Source organism: Xanthomonas sp. AM6, from assembly GCF_025665335.1.
Classification (GTDB): Bacteria; Pseudomonadota; Gammaproteobacteria; order Xanthomonadales; family Xanthomonadaceae; genus Xanthomonas_A.
This window is the reverse complement of the sequence record NZ_CP106869.1, coordinates 3864528-3880057: the sequence shown is the minus strand read 5'-3', so window position 1 is coordinate 3880057 and position 15530 is coordinate 3864528. Positions and strand designations below refer to the sequence as shown.

The 15530-nt window shown below is 70.5% G+C and carries 13 protein-coding genes; 6 read left to right on the top strand and 7 right to left on the bottom strand.

The window, feature by feature from the left end; genetic code table 11:
* Positions 1 to 410: 410 nt before the first annotated feature.
* Positions 411 to 1622: a methionine adenosyltransferase gene (gene metK / locus OCJ37_RS16655; protein WP_263110807.1), complete on the bottom strand. Its 1212-nt coding sequence runs from the start codon at positions 1620 to 1622 to the stop codon at positions 411 to 413.
* Between the two features lie 205 nt (positions 1623 to 1827).
* On the opposite strand from metK, the gene OCJ37_RS16650 reads away from it, so the two are divergent.
* The 3 genes from OCJ37_RS16650 to OCJ37_RS16640 all read left to right on the top strand — a co-directional run bounded on the left by OCJ37_RS16650 (position 1828) and on the right by OCJ37_RS16640 (position 6982).
* Positions 1828 to 3546, top strand: a complete 1719-nt coding sequence (locus OCJ37_RS16650) for a bifunctional ornithine lipid synthase OlsF (RefSeq protein ID WP_263110806.1) — start codon at positions 1828 to 1830, stop codon at positions 3544 to 3546.
* On the top strand, positions 3543 to 4361 hold the full coding sequence (locus tag OCJ37_RS16645) for a UDP-2,3-diacylglucosamine diphosphatase (RefSeq protein ID WP_263110805.1): 819 nt from the start codon (positions 3543 to 3545) through the stop codon (positions 4359 to 4361). The genes OCJ37_RS16650 and OCJ37_RS16645 overlap by 4 nt, the downstream gene beginning before the upstream one ends.
* Before the next feature lie 302 nt (positions 4362 to 4663).
* Positions 4664 to 6982, top strand: coding sequence for a tetratricopeptide repeat protein (locus OCJ37_RS16640; RefSeq protein WP_263110804.1), 2319 nt, complete (start codon positions 4664 to 4666; stop codon positions 6980 to 6982).
* Positions 6983 to 7007: 25 nt separating this feature from the next.
* Here the strand turns inward: OCJ37_RS16640 and OCJ37_RS16635 are convergent, their stop codons facing one another.
* On the bottom strand, positions 7008 to 7391 hold the full coding sequence (locus OCJ37_RS16635) for a hypothetical protein (RefSeq protein ID WP_263110803.1): 384 nt from the start codon (positions 7389 to 7391) through the stop codon (positions 7008 to 7010).
* Between the two features lie 370 nt (positions 7392 to 7761).
* Between OCJ37_RS16635 and OCJ37_RS16630 the strand changes: the two genes are divergently transcribed.
* The 3 genes from OCJ37_RS16630 (at position 7762) to OCJ37_RS16620 (ending at position 10568) form a co-directional block, all read left to right on the top strand.
* Positions 7762 to 8427 carry a hypothetical protein gene (locus tag OCJ37_RS16630; RefSeq protein WP_263110802.1) on the top strand — a complete coding sequence of 222 codons (666 nt, stop codon included), beginning with the start codon at positions 7762 to 7764 and terminating at the stop codon, positions 8425 to 8427.
* 128 nt (positions 8428 to 8555) lie between these two features.
* Positions 8556 to 9230, top strand: coding sequence for a hypothetical protein (locus OCJ37_RS16625; RefSeq protein WP_263110801.1), 675 nt, complete (start codon positions 8556 to 8558; stop codon positions 9228 to 9230).
* A gap of 267 nt (positions 9231 to 9497) precedes the next feature.
* Positions 9498 to 10568, top strand: coding sequence for a metal-dependent hydrolase (locus OCJ37_RS16620; protein WP_263110800.1), 1071 nt, complete (start codon positions 9498 to 9500; stop codon positions 10566 to 10568).
* A 45-nt stretch (positions 10569 to 10613) separates the two neighbouring features.
* Here OCJ37_RS16620 and OCJ37_RS16615 read toward each other — a convergent pair whose 3' ends face one another.
* From OCJ37_RS16615 to OCJ37_RS16595, 5 genes are all read right to left on the bottom strand, one after another.
* Positions 10614 to 11438, bottom strand: a complete 825-nt coding sequence (locus OCJ37_RS16615; RefSeq protein WP_263110799.1) for a class I SAM-dependent methyltransferase — start codon at positions 11436 to 11438, stop codon at positions 10614 to 10616.
* A 22-nt stretch (positions 11439 to 11460) separates the two neighbouring features.
* A complete protein-coding gene (gene dusB / locus OCJ37_RS16610; protein ID WP_263110798.1) occupies positions 11461 to 12459 on the bottom strand; it encodes a tRNA dihydrouridine synthase DusB in 999 nt (332 codons plus the stop codon).
* A 69-nt stretch (positions 12460 to 12528) separates the two neighbouring features.
* Entirely contained in the window at positions 12529 to 13134 is a 606-nt protein-coding gene (locus OCJ37_RS16605; RefSeq protein WP_263110797.1) for a DUF4893 domain-containing protein, read from the bottom strand.
* Positions 13135 to 13213: 79 nt separating this feature from the next.
* Entirely contained in the window at positions 13214 to 14167 is a 954-nt protein-coding gene (locus OCJ37_RS16600) for a ribokinase (RefSeq protein ID WP_263113719.1), read from the bottom strand.
* A gap of 46 nt (positions 14168 to 14213) precedes the next feature.
* On the bottom strand, positions 14214 to 15512 hold the full coding sequence (locus tag OCJ37_RS16595) for a NupC/NupG family nucleoside CNT transporter (protein WP_263110796.1): 1299 nt from the start codon (positions 15510 to 15512) through the stop codon (positions 14214 to 14216).
* Positions 15513 to 15530 lie beyond the last annotated feature (18 nt).

The following is a 15530-nucleotide window of genomic DNA, read 5'->3' as shown; positions in this document are numbered from 1 at the left end:
TCAGTCGCGACGGGCTCTACCGACAGGCCCCTGCGGCGATTGACGGCCGGAGTCCACCCGCGGTCGCTTCCACGGGGATTTGCGGCGGGTTGGCTGAGTGCACTGAGAGGATTCCAGTCAACAGCGTCCGCCGGAGCCGCTGCGTTTCCGGCTTCGTTCGTCGCGGTTGAAACCGCTCCCGCAAAGGCGCGCCACTGCCGCAAAAACGCACGCCGACGCGTTGGGTGCACTGGAGGAGGGGTTTCGGCCCCGACAGGCTGCAAGCCGGACGCCGGGGACTGACCCCATTTCGCGTGGCGACCGAAGTCGCTCCCACAGGAGCGCTCGGCAGGTCGCAGCGCAAACTGGACCTGCATAAAAAAAACGGGCCGCAATGCGGCCCGTTTCCATGCAAGCGCGGGCGAGCCGGCTTACTTCAGCTTCGCGTCCGCGCGCAGCGCGTCGGCGCGGTCGGTCTTCTCCCACGAGAAGGCGGTGGCGGCATGCTGCGCGCCGGTGCCGTCGGTGTAGGTGAACGCCTTCGGGGTGCGGCCGAAGTGGCCGTACGAGGCGGTCTGCTGGTACATCGGGTGGATCAGGTCGAGCATCTGGATGATGCCGAACGGACGCAGGTCGAAGTGCTTGCGGATCAGCTTCTCGATCTTGTCGTCGGCGATCTTGCCGGTGCCGAAGGTGGTGACCGAGATCGAGGTCGGCTCGGCCACGCCGATGGCGTAGGAGACCTGCACTTCGCAACGGTCGGCCAGGCCCGCGGCGACCACGTTCTTGGCCACGTAGCGCGCCGCGTAGGCGGCCGAACGGTCGACCTTGGACGGATCCTTGCCGGAGAACGCGCCGCCGCCGTGGCGCGCCCAGCCGCCGTAGGTGTCGACGATGATCTTGCGCCCGGTCAGGCCGCAGTCGCCCACCGGCCCGCCGATCACGAACTTGCCGGTCGGGTTGATGTGGAACTTGGTGCCCTTGTGCAGCCACTTGGCCGGCAGCACCGGCTTGAGGATTTCCTCGCGCACGGCCTCGATCAGGTGCTTCTGCTTGATGTCCGGGTCGTGCTGGGTGGACAGCACCACCGCGTCGATCGCGGTCGCCACGCCGTCTTCGTAGCGCAGGGTGACCTGGCTCTTGGCGTCCGGGCGCAGCCACGCCAGCGGCGAGTTCTTCTTCTTGCGGACCTTGGCCTGCTGCTCGACCAGGCGGTGCGAGAGGTGGATCGCCGCCGGCATGAAGCTGTCGGTCTCGCGGGTGGCGTAGCCGAACATCAGGCCCTGGTCGCCGGCGCCCTGTTCCTCGGGCTTCTTGCGGTCCACGCCCTGGTTGATGTCCGGCGACTGCTTGCCGATCAGGTTGAGCACGCCGCAGGTCTCGCCGTCGAAGCCGACCTCGGAGCTGTTGTAGCCGATGTCCAGGATCACCTTGCGGGTCAGCGCCTCCAGGTCGATCCAGGCGCTGGTGGTGATTTCGCCGGCGACGATCGCCACGCCGGTCTTGACCAGCGTTTCGCAGGCCACGCGCGCGCGCTTGTCCTGGGTCAGGATGGCATCGAGCACCGCGTCGGAAATCTGATCGGCGATCTTGTCCGGGTGGCCTTCGGAGACCGACTCGGAGGTGAAGAGATAGCTGGACATCGCGGCTATATCCTTGTATTCGGATGAAAAGATGGACGCGCATAATACACGGGCGCGGGGCGCTGTGCATTGTGCCCCTGGCGGGGTTGGGCAAGGTTAACCGGTCAGCCGGCGGGGCCGCCGCCGTCACCTTGCCGTAGTCATATTGCAAGATCGGTGTCGCCGCGGGCGCCGAAGCTGTGCGCAGTCAGCAAGGGGGCTTGCCGTGCTCGCACTCGAACGTCGTCTGCAGGATCGCTACCCGCACTGGTTCGCCGGCCGCCGCTCGCGGCTGGTGCGGCCGCTGCTGCGCGGCCTGCAGAAGTGGTCGGGCCTGGACGCGCTGGACGCATTCCTGGACGCCAGCCACGAGCTGCGCGGCTTCGCCCTGGTCCAGGCCGGGCTGGATTTCCTGCAGGCGCGCTACGCGGTGGCGCCGAGCCCGGCCGAGTGCATCCCGGCGCGCGGGCGCCTGCTGATCGTGGCCAACCACCCTTCCGGCGCGCTCGACGCGCTGGCGCTGCTGGATTGCGTGGGCCAGGTGCGCCGCGACGTCAAGATCGTCGCCAACGATTTCCTGTGGGCGCTGGAAGGCCTGCGCGAGCTGCTGCTGCCGGTGCGCATCCTCGGCGGCGCGCCGTCGCCGGCCAGCGTGCGCGCGATCGAGCAGGCGCTGGAGCAGGAGCAGTGCGTGATCGTGTTCCCGGCCGGCGAAGTGTCGCGGCTGGGCTGGGGCGGGGTGGCCGACGGGCGCTGGCGCCGCGGCTTCACCCGCTTCGCGCTGCGCACCGCCACGCCGGTGCTGCCGGTGCGCATCCACGCGCGCAACTCGGCGCTGTTCTACGGCGCCTCGGCGCTGTTCAAGCCGGCCGGCACCGCCTTGCTGGCGCGCGAGATGTTCGCCCGCCGCGAGCGCCGCATCGGCCTGAGCCTGGGCCGTGCCCGCGCGCTGCCGCAAGGCCAGTCCGACGCCGAACTGATGCGCGGCCTGCGCCGCGAGCTGTACGCGCTGGGCCGCGCCGGCGCCAGCGCGCCCGCGCCGAGCGAAGAGCCGCTGGTGCAGGCGGAGGACCCGGCCGCGGTGGCGGCGGAGTTCGCCACGCTGCGCAGCCTGGGCCAGACCCTGGACGGCAAGCAGATCCGGGTCGGGCGGCTGCGCGCCGGCTCGGCGCTGCTGCGCGAGATCGGCCGCCTGCGCGAGCTGACCTTCCGCGCGGTGGGCGAGGGCACCGGCCGGCGCCTGGACCTGGACGACTACGACACCTGGTACGACCACATCGTGCTGTGGGACGGCGCCGCCGCGCGCGTGGTCGGCGCCTACCGCGTGGCCCGCGGCGCGCCGGTGCTGGCCGAACGCGGCCTGGCCGGCTTCTACACCGCCGGGCTGTTCCGCTACGGCGAAGCGCTGCTGCCGCGCATCGCCGCCGGCATGGAACTGGGGCGCAGCTTCGTGGTGCCCGACTACTGGGGCAGCCGCAGCATCGACTACCTGTGGCAGGGCATCGGCGCCTACCTGCGCGACTACCCGCAGGTGCGCTACCTGTACGGCGCGGTCTCGATCAGCGCGGCGCTGCCGCGGCAGGCGCGCGAGCAGATCGTGGCCTACTACGCGCGCTACTACGGCGATGCGCTGGGCGAGGCCGCTTCGGCGCGGCCGTTCGACTATTCGCAGGCGCCGCCGGCGTTCGACGCGCTGGACGCGGACACCGCGTTCAAGGTGCTCAAGGGCAACCTCGACGCGCTCGGCGCGGCGGTGCCGATGCTCTACAAGCAATACACCGAACTGTGCGAGCCCGGCGGCGCGCGCTTCCTCGCCTTCGGCGTGGACCCGGCGTTCAACGACGCGGTCGACGGCCTGATCGAACTGGATCTGCAGCGCATCCGCAGCAAGAAGCGCATGCGCTACCTGGAACGGCCCCGCAGCGAAGCAGAGGTGATGGCATGAACAAGGTGAGCAGCTTGTCCCCGCGCCGCGCGGTGTTCGTGTCCGACGTGCATCTGGGCGCGCCGCATTGCCATGCGCGCGAGCTGGCCGATTTCCTCGGCGGCCTGCACTGCAGGCAGCTGTACCTGGTCGGCGACATCGTCGACTTCTGGTGGATGGCGCAGCGCCGCGCGGTATGGGGCGCAGCGCACCAGCGCGTGATCGACGCGCTGCATGCGCTGGCGCGCAGCGGTACCGAACTGATCTACGTGCCCGGCAACCACGACCGCCCGATCCGCCGCTTCTGCGGCCTGGCGCTGCCGGCGATGCAGGTGCGCCGGCGCGCGGTGCACGAGACCGCCGACGGGCGCCGGCTGCTGGTGGTGCACGGCGACGACTACGACGCGGTCACCCAGTTCGGCGGCCTGCAGGAGAAGTTCGGCGACTGGCTGTACTACCGCATCCTCACCGGCAACCAGCTGACCAACCGCGTGCGCCGCCGCTTCGGCATGCGCTACTGGTCGCTGGCCGACTACCTGAAGCGGCAGAGCAGCGCCGCCGAACGCTACATCGAACGCTTCGTCGACGCCGGCCTGTCCGACGCGCGCCGCCGCGGCCTGGACGGCGTGGTCTGCGGCCACGTGCACCGCGCCGGCCTGTTCGAGCGCGACGGCCTGGTCTACGCCAACGACGGCGACTGGGTCGAAAGCCTCACCGCGCTCGCGGAAGAGGCCGACGGTACCCTGCGCCTGCTTTCGCATCGCGGCGAGGTGCTGACCGAACTGCCGCCGCGCCTGCGGCTGGCCCAGGAGAGCGCCTGGCCGCGGGCGGCCTGACGCCGGCGGTTCCCGCGATACGACGCAGTGCCGGATGAGTGCTTCGGCGGCGCATGCGGCCGAACCTGCGCGCTTCTTGCCGAGCGCTTGCGCCGGCGGCGGGTGCCGCCGCGGCCGACCGCCAGATTGGCCAGCCGGTGCGCGCGCTGGAAGGACGTCGAACATCGCGGTGTGATGGACATTCCGCAATCGACGCGCCGCAGCCGTGAGCGCGGCATGCGCTTGATCGGCATGCACTCCATCGGGTCTACTGCGTTCCTTCGGAGCGGCAAACCCGGTCAGGACTCCACGATCGGGCCTGGTTGCCCGCACTGACCAACGGCGCCGCCGCGCAAGCGCGTCGCATCTCGATCACGTCGGGGGTCATGGAGAAAGTGAAGCCAGGGAAGGAGTCGTCCGGCCGGTCGTTGCGGTCCGCGTGGAACGGGTTGAGCCCGATCGCGCCAGCCCCTTCCGGCATCGTCGTCTATACGCCCGCCGCGACTGCAAGCGCGCGGCGCCAGGCAAGCCTCGGACTGTGCTGCGCGCTCATCCTGCTCGTGGCGAACGGTACCTCGATCGCGGGAAACACGGTGTCCGGCTGCCCGGATGACAGGGCGGCGCGCACGCTTCCGGATGCGGCGCTTTGCATCCGGCATGTCGGGCTTTCGCCGTCGGAAACAGCGCGCGGCGCGCGGGTGGAAGCGCTGTTCGCGCACGCCAAGGACCGCCTCGACGCTGGCCGCTTCGAGGCCGCCGAGCAGGCGCTGGACTGCGCCGACGCCACCATCGGCGAAGGCGGCGACGGCGACGAGCGCTTGCGCTACGAACTCACGCGCCGCCGCGGCATTCTCGAATTTCGCCGCGAACGCATTGCGCAGGCGCTCGAGCGGTTCGAGTGCGCGGCCACGCTGTCCAGGGGGCTCGGCGATCGCGGGGCGGAGGCGCGCGATCTGAACAACGTGGGCGCGGCGCTGCGCCGTCTCGGCGATTTCCGCGGCGCCCTGCGCAATATGACGGTCAGCCTCGGGATCCAGCGTACCCAGGGCGAAGTCGCGGCGTCCGTGCTCAACAACATCGCCGACGTGTATCGCGAATTGCGCGAGCCCGGCACCGCGATGCGCTACTACCGCGATGCGCTCGCCGCCAACCGCGCGAAGGGCGACGCCATCGAGGCGGCGCATGTGCAGGAGACCATGGCCGAGCTGGCGCTCGACGGCGGCGAGACGCGCCAGGCGCTGGCCTGGCTGCAGGAGGCTCTGGCCGTCTACCGCGAGAAGGGCCGCCGGGTCTATGAGCTGCGGGTCCATGACGGCCTGATCCGCGCGGCGCTGGCGTTGGGCGACGTGCCGCAGGCGCGGCGCTGGAGTTCCAGCGCGCTGGCGCTGGCCGATGCGTGGAAGCTGCCGCTGCCTTCGGCGTTGCAGCTGCAGATGGCGCGCACGACGCGGCTCGAAGGCAACGCCGCCGCCGCCGCGGCGCGGCTGCGCGAGGCGCTGGCATCGGCCGCCAGCGGCGATCCGGTGCGGGTGCCGCTGCTGGAGGAGCTGGCGCGGCTGCAGGAAAGCACGGGCGACGCGGTGGCGGCCAACGCCACGCTGCGGCGCGCGAACGCGGAAGCCACCGCGCTGGTGCGCGCGCAGCACGACCGCCAGCTGGACTGGTTGCGGATCCGCTTCGAAACCGCGGAACAGCAGCGCACCATCGCCCAGCTGGAAAGCGAGAACCGCCTGCGCAAGGCCCAGCTGCGGCAACGCACGCTGCTGCTCTGGCTCGTGCTGGTGTCCGGCGTCGCGGCGGCGCTCGGCGTGTGGCTGTTGCTGCAGCGGCGCCGGCAACGCGAACGCCTGCTGGAAGCTGCGCGGCGGGTCCGCCACGAGGAGAAGCTCGCCCGCTACCGGCGCGAGGCGGACGCGCTGGCCGAGGATCGCAACCTGCTGCAGACGCTGCTCGACAGCCGCGAGGATGCGGTGTGCCTGCTCGATGCCGAAGGGCAGGTCCTGGTCGCCAATCGCGCCGGACGCCTTCGGCTCGGCGGCGCAGACGATGCCGAGCCAGTGGGACAGGCGGTGTCCGCCTTCGCGGCCGAAGCCGATCGTCCCGCGCTGCAGTCGGCGCTGGAGCGGATGGAGGACAGCGCGGGGCAGCGCATCGCGTTCGTCGCCCAGCATGGCGGCGCGCTGCTCGCAACGCTCGAACCCTGGACGGGAGGCGACGGCCTGGTCGTCCTCGCCCTGCAGGAACGCGGCAGCGATGCGGCCGCGGACACCGGGCAGGCCGCGGAGCAGGAGGAGGGCGCCGCCGCGCCTGCGATGCGCGACGCGTTCCGGCGCACGCTGGTCGAACTCATGCTGGCGGTCATCGACGCCTGGGAACGGGCCACCGGGACCGGCCGGCTGGAACTGGCCGAGCGCAGCCGGATCTGGCGCGTGAACATCGACGACGGCCGCCTGCGCGCGCGTGCGATGGAGCGCTATCTGGCCGTCTCCAAGTTGCCAAGCAACCCGCGCTGGCGGGATGTGCTGCGTTCGGCCTATTTCGTGCTCGCGCACTGCGACGGATTGCCGGCGGACACGCGCGCCGCGCTGCAGTCCCGGGTCGACGCGGTGCTGGCCTATACCCGCCGGGACGCGCTCGTCTGACGGCGGGGCGTTCCTCACCGGCCGGTCAGCGTCCGCGCTTGGCCGGGCAGACCACACAGGCACCCTTCAGGCCCTGCTCCATGCGGTACGCGGTGTGGTGGTCCCTGGCCAGGAAGGTATCGGGCCCGAGGATGAACGGCTTCGCCGATTTCGACGGCGCCACGATGTCGCAGTAGGCGCCAATGGTTTCCAGCGCATTCATGTACGGCTGCTCGTGGTCGACCACGCCGCACTTGTCCATCAGCTCCCGCAGTTGCCCGCCGTTGAAATCGAACTTCACGACGATCTCCGGCTCCCGGTCTTCCTCCAGGCACCAGTTCGGCGGCAGGGTGTCGTGGCCGTGGGCGGCCATGGGCAAGGTCAGCAGGGCCGCGACGATGGCGGCATGGACGGAACGGCAGGCGAGCATCGGAGCCTCGGCACATGAGCGACGGGACCTGCAGCGTAAGAGCGGCGGCGACGCGGGGGCCAGCGCGTCCGCGGGTATAGACCGGGAACAAATCCGCGTAACGCATTGATTCTCCGATGGCGGCATCCGCGCCGCAGGCCGGGACACGCATGATCGCAACGGGAGGGCCCCGCCCTTGGGTTCGCCAATTCGACCCGGTTCGCTCCTGCGGCGACCCGGTTTCGCCCTCGTGCCTCGCCGCAGCCCTGCCTAGCCTGAAGCCGCCGCATCGCACCGCGTGCCGATGCGGCGCTGTCCTCATTGCCCGAAGGCCTGTGCAGGGACGTCGGGAAACCAGGCCAGCTCAACCCATCCATTGCAGGAGACGTTCATGAAGAAGAAGTTCTTTGTCGCAACGGCCGCCCTTCTGGCCGGCAGTGCCTTCGCCGCCCCCGTGCTGGCGGCCGAGAACCCCGTGGACCAGGCAGGCATCCAGCACAACATGTACCTCGGCTGCCTAATGGACGCCAATGCCTCGCCCGACGAGGCCCTCACCGTCGCGGTCAAGAAGTGCGGCTACGACCCCGGCATGCCGCTGGAGCGGTTCATCGCCACGCAACAGCCCATCGTCGACTCGGTCGACCCGACCCGGCCGATGGCGGAAAACCTGGCCGGGCTGCGCCAGCAGCTCAGCGCCTACGAATTCTCGTTCATCGTGCGGATGGACCAGATCGTCGAGAACGCCGAGGACATGGACGCCGCGGCGCTGCAGTTCGAGGAACTGGAGAAGGAAGCCATGGTGCGGCTCGATCCCAGGTCCAAGAACGGCGCGCTAATCCTGGGCGGGCTGAGCGTGGCCAAGCACTCCAACCGCTACTGGTCCAAGTACGCGGCCGAGAGCGGTGAGGCCGCCGCTGGCGACACCACCGCGAAGAAGAAAGGGCGGTTCTGGAGATGGCTGGCCGTGGTCGGGTCGGACGTGGTCGGTTTCCTGCTCACCGAAAACCCCGTCACCGCGGCCACCACCTCCAGCACGGTCTACGACATCGTGTTCTGACACGGCCGCCGTCCCATGCGCCACCGTCATCCGCACCGCATCGCGCCGCGCCGATGCATCGGTGAGCACATGCCCAGGTCTGCGCATGGACCCGAGTCACCTCACCCATCCATTGCAAGAGAATGCTCATGAACAAGAAGCGCTTTGTCGCAACCGCCGCCCTGCTGGTCGGCAGTGCCCTCGCTCTCCCCGCGCTGGCGGCCGAGAACCCCGTGGACCAGGCAGGCATCCAGCACAATATGTATCTCGGCTGCCTGATGGACCTGAACGTGTCGCACGACGAGGCCCTGACCGTGCTGGTCAAGAAGTGCGGCTACGACCCCGGCATGCCGCTGGAGCAGTTCATCGCCACGCAGCAGCCGATCATCGATGCGATCGATCCGACGCGGCCGTTGACGGAAAATCTGGACGGGCTGCGCCAGCGGTTCAGTGCCGAGGAATTCGCGTTCATCGTGAAGATCGATCAGATTGTCGAGAACGCCGAGGACCTGGATGCGGCGGCGGTACAGTTCGAGGAACTGGAGCGGGACGCCTTGGCGCGGCTCGATCCCACCTCCAAGAACGGCGCGCTGATCCTGGGCGGGCTGAGCGTGGCCAGGCACTCCACGCGGTACTGGTCCAAGCAGGCGGCCGCGAGCGGTCAATTCGCGGCCGAGAGCGCCACGGCGAAGAAGAAGGGGCGGTTCTGGAAGTGGCTGGGCGTCATCGCGGCCGATGTGATCAGCTACTTCCAATCGGAAAACCCCGCCACGGCGGCCACCTCCTCCGACGATGCCCATACCCTCTTCTTCGAAGGATTCTGATCCGGGCGGCGCATGGGAAGGGAAGGCGTCCCGGTGGGGCGCCTTTCTTTTGCGTTTCGCCGACCGCGAGCTGGCGGGTCGTCGCTGTCGCGACGGCGCTTTCCCATGACTCCGCTTGGCAAAAGAGGCATCCCGGCCGAGCGCCGCAGCCGCTTGCACTGCAACCGCTCGCCGCTGCGGTCACGCAAACAGAGCAAAATCACGGCGACCGCCACCAGCACCGCCACCGCCGCGCACCCGTCGCGTTATCGCTGCTAGCATCGGCCGATGGATTCCCTTTCCCAGATCGTACTCGGCGGCGCCATCGCCGCGGTCATCACCCCCGCGGCGCATCGCCGCGCCGCGCTGCTCGCCGGCGCCGCGCTCGGCACGCTGCCCGACCTCGATTCGCTGCTCCTGCTGCCGCTGACCCGCGACCCGGTCACGTTGATGACGGTGCATCGCAGCTTCAGCCATTCGCTGTTCGTGCTGCCGTTGCTCGGCTGGCTGATCTGGTGGCTGTTCCGGCGCTTCGGTCACGGCCGCGTCGCCGCAGCGCCGCAGCGCTGGTTCTGGGCGATCCAGTTGGCGCTGATCACCCATCCGCTGCTCGATGCGTTCACCGTCTACGGCACCCAGCTGTGGTGGCCGCTGCGGCCGCCGCCGGCGATGTGGTCCAGTGTCTTCATCATCGATCCGGGCTACACGCTGTGGCTGATCCTGGCCTGCGCCATCGCCTGGTGGGGGCGTACGCGGCGCGTGGCGCAACAGGCGTTGCTGGCCGGGCTGATCCTGAGCAGCGCCTACCTGGGCTGGTCGCTGCTGGCCAAGCATCTGGTCGATCGCGAAGCCGACCGCGCGCTGGCGGCGATGGGGCTGCAGCATGCGCCGCGCTTCTCGGTGCCGATGCCGTTCAACACGCTGCTGTGGCGGGTGGTGGCGATGACGCCGGGCGGCTACGTGATCGGCGAGCGCTCGCTGGTCGCCGACCGCGGGCCGATGCGCTTCCAGGGTTTTCCCTCCAACACGCAGGCGCTGGGCGAAGCGCGCGCGCTGCCGGCGGTGCAGCGGCTGCGCTGGTTCAACCGCGGCTTCATGCGCGCGCAGGTCAAGGACGGCGAGCTGGTCCTCAGCGACCTGCGCATGGGCCTGGAGCCGGACTACAACTTCAACTTCGTGGTGGCGCGGCGGCAGGGCGACGGCTGGCAGGCGATCGAACCGCGCCAGCTGCAGGCCGCGTACCGCGCGCCGGTGGCGCGCGGGCAGATCGGCGCGGCGCTGGCGAAGATGTGGCGGCGGATCTGGACCGAACCGGCAGCGGCCACACCGGTCGGCGCGCCGCCGCCTGCCGCGCGCTGAGCGCGCCGGGCGGACATCTGTCCTGCGGGTCCACCGCGGCGGCGGTCAGTAGACCGTCGCGCGCGCCTGCACGAACGAATAGAAGAACACCGCGTCCGGGTCGCTCTGCACCTGCGCCATCTCCCGGCGCATGCCGGCCACGGTGTCCTCGCCGACCGCGCCGGCCTGCAGCAGCCGCTCGGCGGCGGACAGCAGCACTTCTTCCCAGAAGGCGATCATGGTCTTGCGCCGGGCCGGTTCGCGGTTGTCCAGGTGCAGCGTCTTGATCTCGGTGCTGACGTCGCGGTAGCCGCCGGCCAGCAGCAGGTTGCCCAGCTTGGCGCCGACGAACGGATCGCCGCCGTGGTCGTACTGGAAGTCGTTGAACGCCATCCAGTAGCGCCACACGTTGGGCGAATACGGATGCAGCAGGAACGAGGCGTTCATCACCTCGGTCACGTACACCGGCGCGCCCGGCGCCAGTACGCGCCGCACTTCGCTCAACACTCGCGCCGGCGACGGCACGTGTTCCAGCACCCAGCACAGGAACGCCGCATCGAAGCTGCGCGGCTCGAACGGCAGGTCGCCGGCATCGGCCTGCTGCAGGGTGTAGCGTTCGCGGCACCACGGCATGCGCTGCAGATTGTCGCGCGCGGCCTGCAGCTGCACCTCGCTGAGGTCCACGCCGGTCACGTGCAGGTCGGGAAAGCGGCGCAGCAGGACTTCGGTCTGCGCGCCGACGCCGCTGCCCACTTCCAGCAGGCGCCGCGCGCCGGTGTAGTCGATCTGGTTGAACAGCGTGGCTTCGAGCAGGCGCGCCTGCTTCAGCAGCCGCGCCTGCTCGGTGCCGGAAAAGCCATGCAGATAGGTGGGGGCTTCGGGCGTACTCATGGCGGGCTCCTGGCGGCGGCGCTCAGGCCGCCGCGGGCAAAGCGGGCGCCACGCCGGCGATCAGCGCGTCGAAGTAGTCGGCGGTCAGCGCCAGCTGTGCCTGCGCGGTCTCGGCGCGGTTGACCACGGCGCGGAACGCCGCGTTCTCGGGGCGGTCCTTGGCGTACCAGCCCAGGTGCTTGCGCGCGATGCGCACCCCCTGCGCCTCGCCATAGAACGCGTGCAGCGCCTGCAGGTGGCCGAGCAGGGTGTCGCGCACGAACGGCAGCGACGGCGCCGGCAGCAACTCGCCGCTGGCCAGGTAGTGCGCGATCTCGCCGAAGATCCACGGCCGGCCCTGCGCGGCGCGGCCGACCATCACCGCATCGGCGCCGGTCGCGGCCAGCACCTGCGCGGCCTTGTGCGGCGAGTCGATGTCGCCGTTGGCGATCACCGGGATGCGCAGCGCGGCCTTGATTTCGCCGATGGTGGCGTACTCGGCCTGGCCGCTGTAGTGCTGGTCGCGGGTGCGGCCGTGCACGGCCAGCGCGGCGATGCCGCAGTCCTGCGCGATGCGGGCGATGGCCGGGCCGTTGCGGTGGTCGCAGTCCCAGCCGGTGCGGATCTTCAGCGTCACCGGCACCGGCGAGGCGTTCACCACCGCGGTGAGGATGCGCGCCACCAGCGCCTCGTCGCGCATCAGCGCCGAGCCGGCCCAGGCGTTGCACACCTTCTTCGCCGGGCAGCCCATGTTGATGTCGATCAGCTGCGCGCCGTGGTCGGCGTTGTAGCGCGCGGCCTCGGCCAGCTGCTGCGGCTCGGTGCCGGCGATCTGCACGCTGACTGGGTCCGGCTCGCCGGCGTGGTCCATGCGTTGCAGCGATTTGCGGGTCTGCCAGAAGCGCGGGTCGGAAATGGTCATCTCCGACACCGCCAGGCCGGCGCCCAGGCGCTTGCACAGCAGCCGGAACGGCTTGTCGGTGACCCCGGCCATCGGCGCCAGGATCACCTTCGGTTCGATCGTGTAGGGGCCGATGCGCATGCGGGCATTGTCGCCGCCGCGGCGGCCGCTGCCAACTGCGCGCCGGGCGCCGCCCAGCGGCGCAACGGCTCAGCGGATCAGCTGGTACAGCTCGAAGCCGTCGGCGTTGCCGTCCAGGATCAGCAGCAGCTCGTCCGGTCCCAGCGCGACCAGGCGGCCGACGCTGTTGCCGTGGGTGCCGTCGGAGACGTTGCCGGGCGCGTACCGGCCTTCCGGCTCGTCGTTGACGGTGCTGGCGCCCAGGAACGCGAATTCGCGGCTGCCGGCGGCCAGCGGATACAGCGTGCCGCTCCTGCGCTGCGAGCCGCTGGTCTTGCGCAGGCGGTAGCCGCAGGGATCGGCGCCGATCTCGGCCTTGAAGTAGGGATAGGCGTAGGCGAAGCGGCGGTCGACCTGGATCGAACGCACCTTCCAGCGGCCGTCCAGCGTGCCCGGCGCCTGCGGCGCCTGCGCGCGTTGCAGCAGGGTGCGGGCCAGCGCCGCGCCGGCCTCCATGTCGGCGTCCTCGTAGCTCGGCGCGATCGCCTGCTGCAGGGTGCGCACGGACACGGTGGCCGTGGCGCGGTCGGCATCGGCGGCGATGCTGTTCCAGTCGCAGCGCGGCGCGGCGAGCGCGGACAGCGGCGCCAGCAACAGGCACAGCGCGACGAACGACATGACGGAAGAACGTGGCATCGGGAACTCCTTGTCGGATGCGCGCCCGTCGCGGCGACGGGCGCTGTAGCGGGACGGCTGGGCGGCGGCCGGCGCGCGCTCAGCCCAGCTCGGGCACCAGCGCGGGCATCGACGCCGCGGCGCCCTCGGCCTCGGTCGAACGCGCCGCGTAGTGGTTGGCGAAGCGCACGTGGGTGGCGAAGGCGGCGTTGGGCGATTGCGCCAGCGAGGCCGCCAGTGCGCCGTTGAAGGCGTCGCCGGCGCCGGTGGTGTCCACGGTCTGCGCGGCCTCGGCGCCGATGCGGTAGTACGGCTGGGTATCGCCGCGCATGCGCTCGTCGGGGTGCGAGATGAACGCGCCCACCGCACCCAGCGTCACCACCACGGTGCCGCCCGGCAGCAGCTTGCGGCACAGCGCGTGCAGGCTGCCGCCATCGACGGCGGCGACGTCGTCGGCATCCACGCGCTCGCCGACGTGGCGCGCCAGCAGCGCGACGAACTCGGTCTCGTTCGGGGTCAGCACGTCGGCCAGCTTGAGCAGGCCGATGCTGGTCTGCGCATTGGCCGGCGCCGCGTTGAGCACCGTGGTCAGGCCGGTCTCGCGCGCCAGCGCCAGGGTGCCCTCGATGGTCTCGATCGGCGACTCCAGCTGCGCCAGCAGCACCCGCGCCGAGCCCAGCAGCGCGCGCTGCGCCTGCACGAAGTCCAGGCTCAGCGCGGCGTTGGCGCCAGCGCCGATGACGATGGTGTTGCGGCCGTGGCCGTCGACGTAGATGCCGCCGGTGCCGGTCGGCTCGGTGCTGGCCTCGGCGGCCAGGTCGATGCCGTCCTGCGCGGCCAGCGCGCGCGCCATCGCCCCGCCGGCGTCGTCGCCGAGCGCGCAGACGAAGGTGGTGCGGGCGCCGGCGCGCGCTGCCGCCACCGCCTGGTTGAAGCCCTTGCCGCCGGGGCCGGTGCTGTAGCGGCCGGCGATGGTGGCGCCGGGGGCGGGCAGGGTGTCGCAGCGCCAGACGTGGTCGACATTGAACGAACCGACGACGATGACCGAACTCATAGGCATGTGCTGCTTCTCAACGGGTACTGGGGGAAGGGGAACGGCATCAGCCGAAGTGCGACAGCACGCCGGCGATGGTGGCGGTCATGAAGGTGGCGATCGAGCCGCCCAGCACCGCGCGCAGGCCGAACCGCGCCAGGTCGTGGCGGCGCTCCGGGGCCAGGCCGCCGATGCCGCCGATCTGGATCGCGATCGAGCTGAAGTTGGCGAAGCCGCACAGCGCGTAGGTGGCGATCAGCCGGCCCTCGGCGCTCAGGCTCATGCCCGGGACCTGGCCTTTGACGATCTGCGCCAGCTCGCTGTAGGCGACGAATTCGTTGATGACGACCTTCTGCCCGATCAGCGAACCGACCGTGGTCGCGTCCGCCCACGGCGTGCCGATCACCCAGGCGATCGGCGCCAGCAGGTAGCCGAAGATGGTCGACAGGTTGGTCGGGCGGCCGATCGCCGCGGCCAGGCCGGTGGCGTCGCCCAGCCAGGTCAGCGGCGCGTTGACCAGCGCGATCAGGGCGATGAAGGCCAGCAGCATCGCGCCGATGTTCAGCGCCAGGCGCAGGCCGTCGCCGGCGCCGGCGGCGGCGGCGTCGATGACGTTGCTGGTGGTCTTCTCCACTTCCATCTTGACCGTGCCGCGGGTCAGCGGCGTGCCGGTCTCCGGGATCAGCAGCTTGGCCACCACCAGCGTCGCCGGCGCGGCCATGATGCTCGCCGCCAGCAGGTGCTTGGCGTAGAACGCCTGCTCCACCGGGTCGGTGCCGCCGAGCATGCCCACGTACGCGGCCAGCACGCCGCCGGCGATGTGCGCCATGCCGCCGATCATCATCGTCAGCAGCTCGGACTCGGTCATCTTCGGGATGTACGGGCGCACCGTCAGCGGCGCCTCGGTCTGGCCGATGAACACGCTGGCGCAGACGCTGGTGGTCTCCGCGCCGGACACGCGCATCACCTTGGTGATCGCCCAGGCCATCACCCGCACCACCGCCTGCATCACCCCCAGGTGGTAGAGCACGCCCATCAGCGCGGAGAAGAAGATGATCGTCGGCAGCACCTGGAAGGCGAAGATGAAGCCGTAGGTCTTGGTGTCCAGCAGGCCGCCGAAGATGAAGCGGGAGCCTTCGTTGACGAAGCTCAGCACCTTCACGAACAGCTGCCCCAGCCAGTCGAAGACCTCGCGTCCGCCCGGCACCAGCAGCACCAGCGAGGCGAAGCCGATCTGCAGGATCAGGCCGGTCGCGACCAGCTTCCAATCGACCGCGCGCTTGTTGTTCGAGAACAGCCAGGTGATCCCGATCAACACCGCCAACCCGAACAGGCCGAAGCCGATCCTCCCCAAACCCTCGACCATCTGCTTCCCCTGGATCGC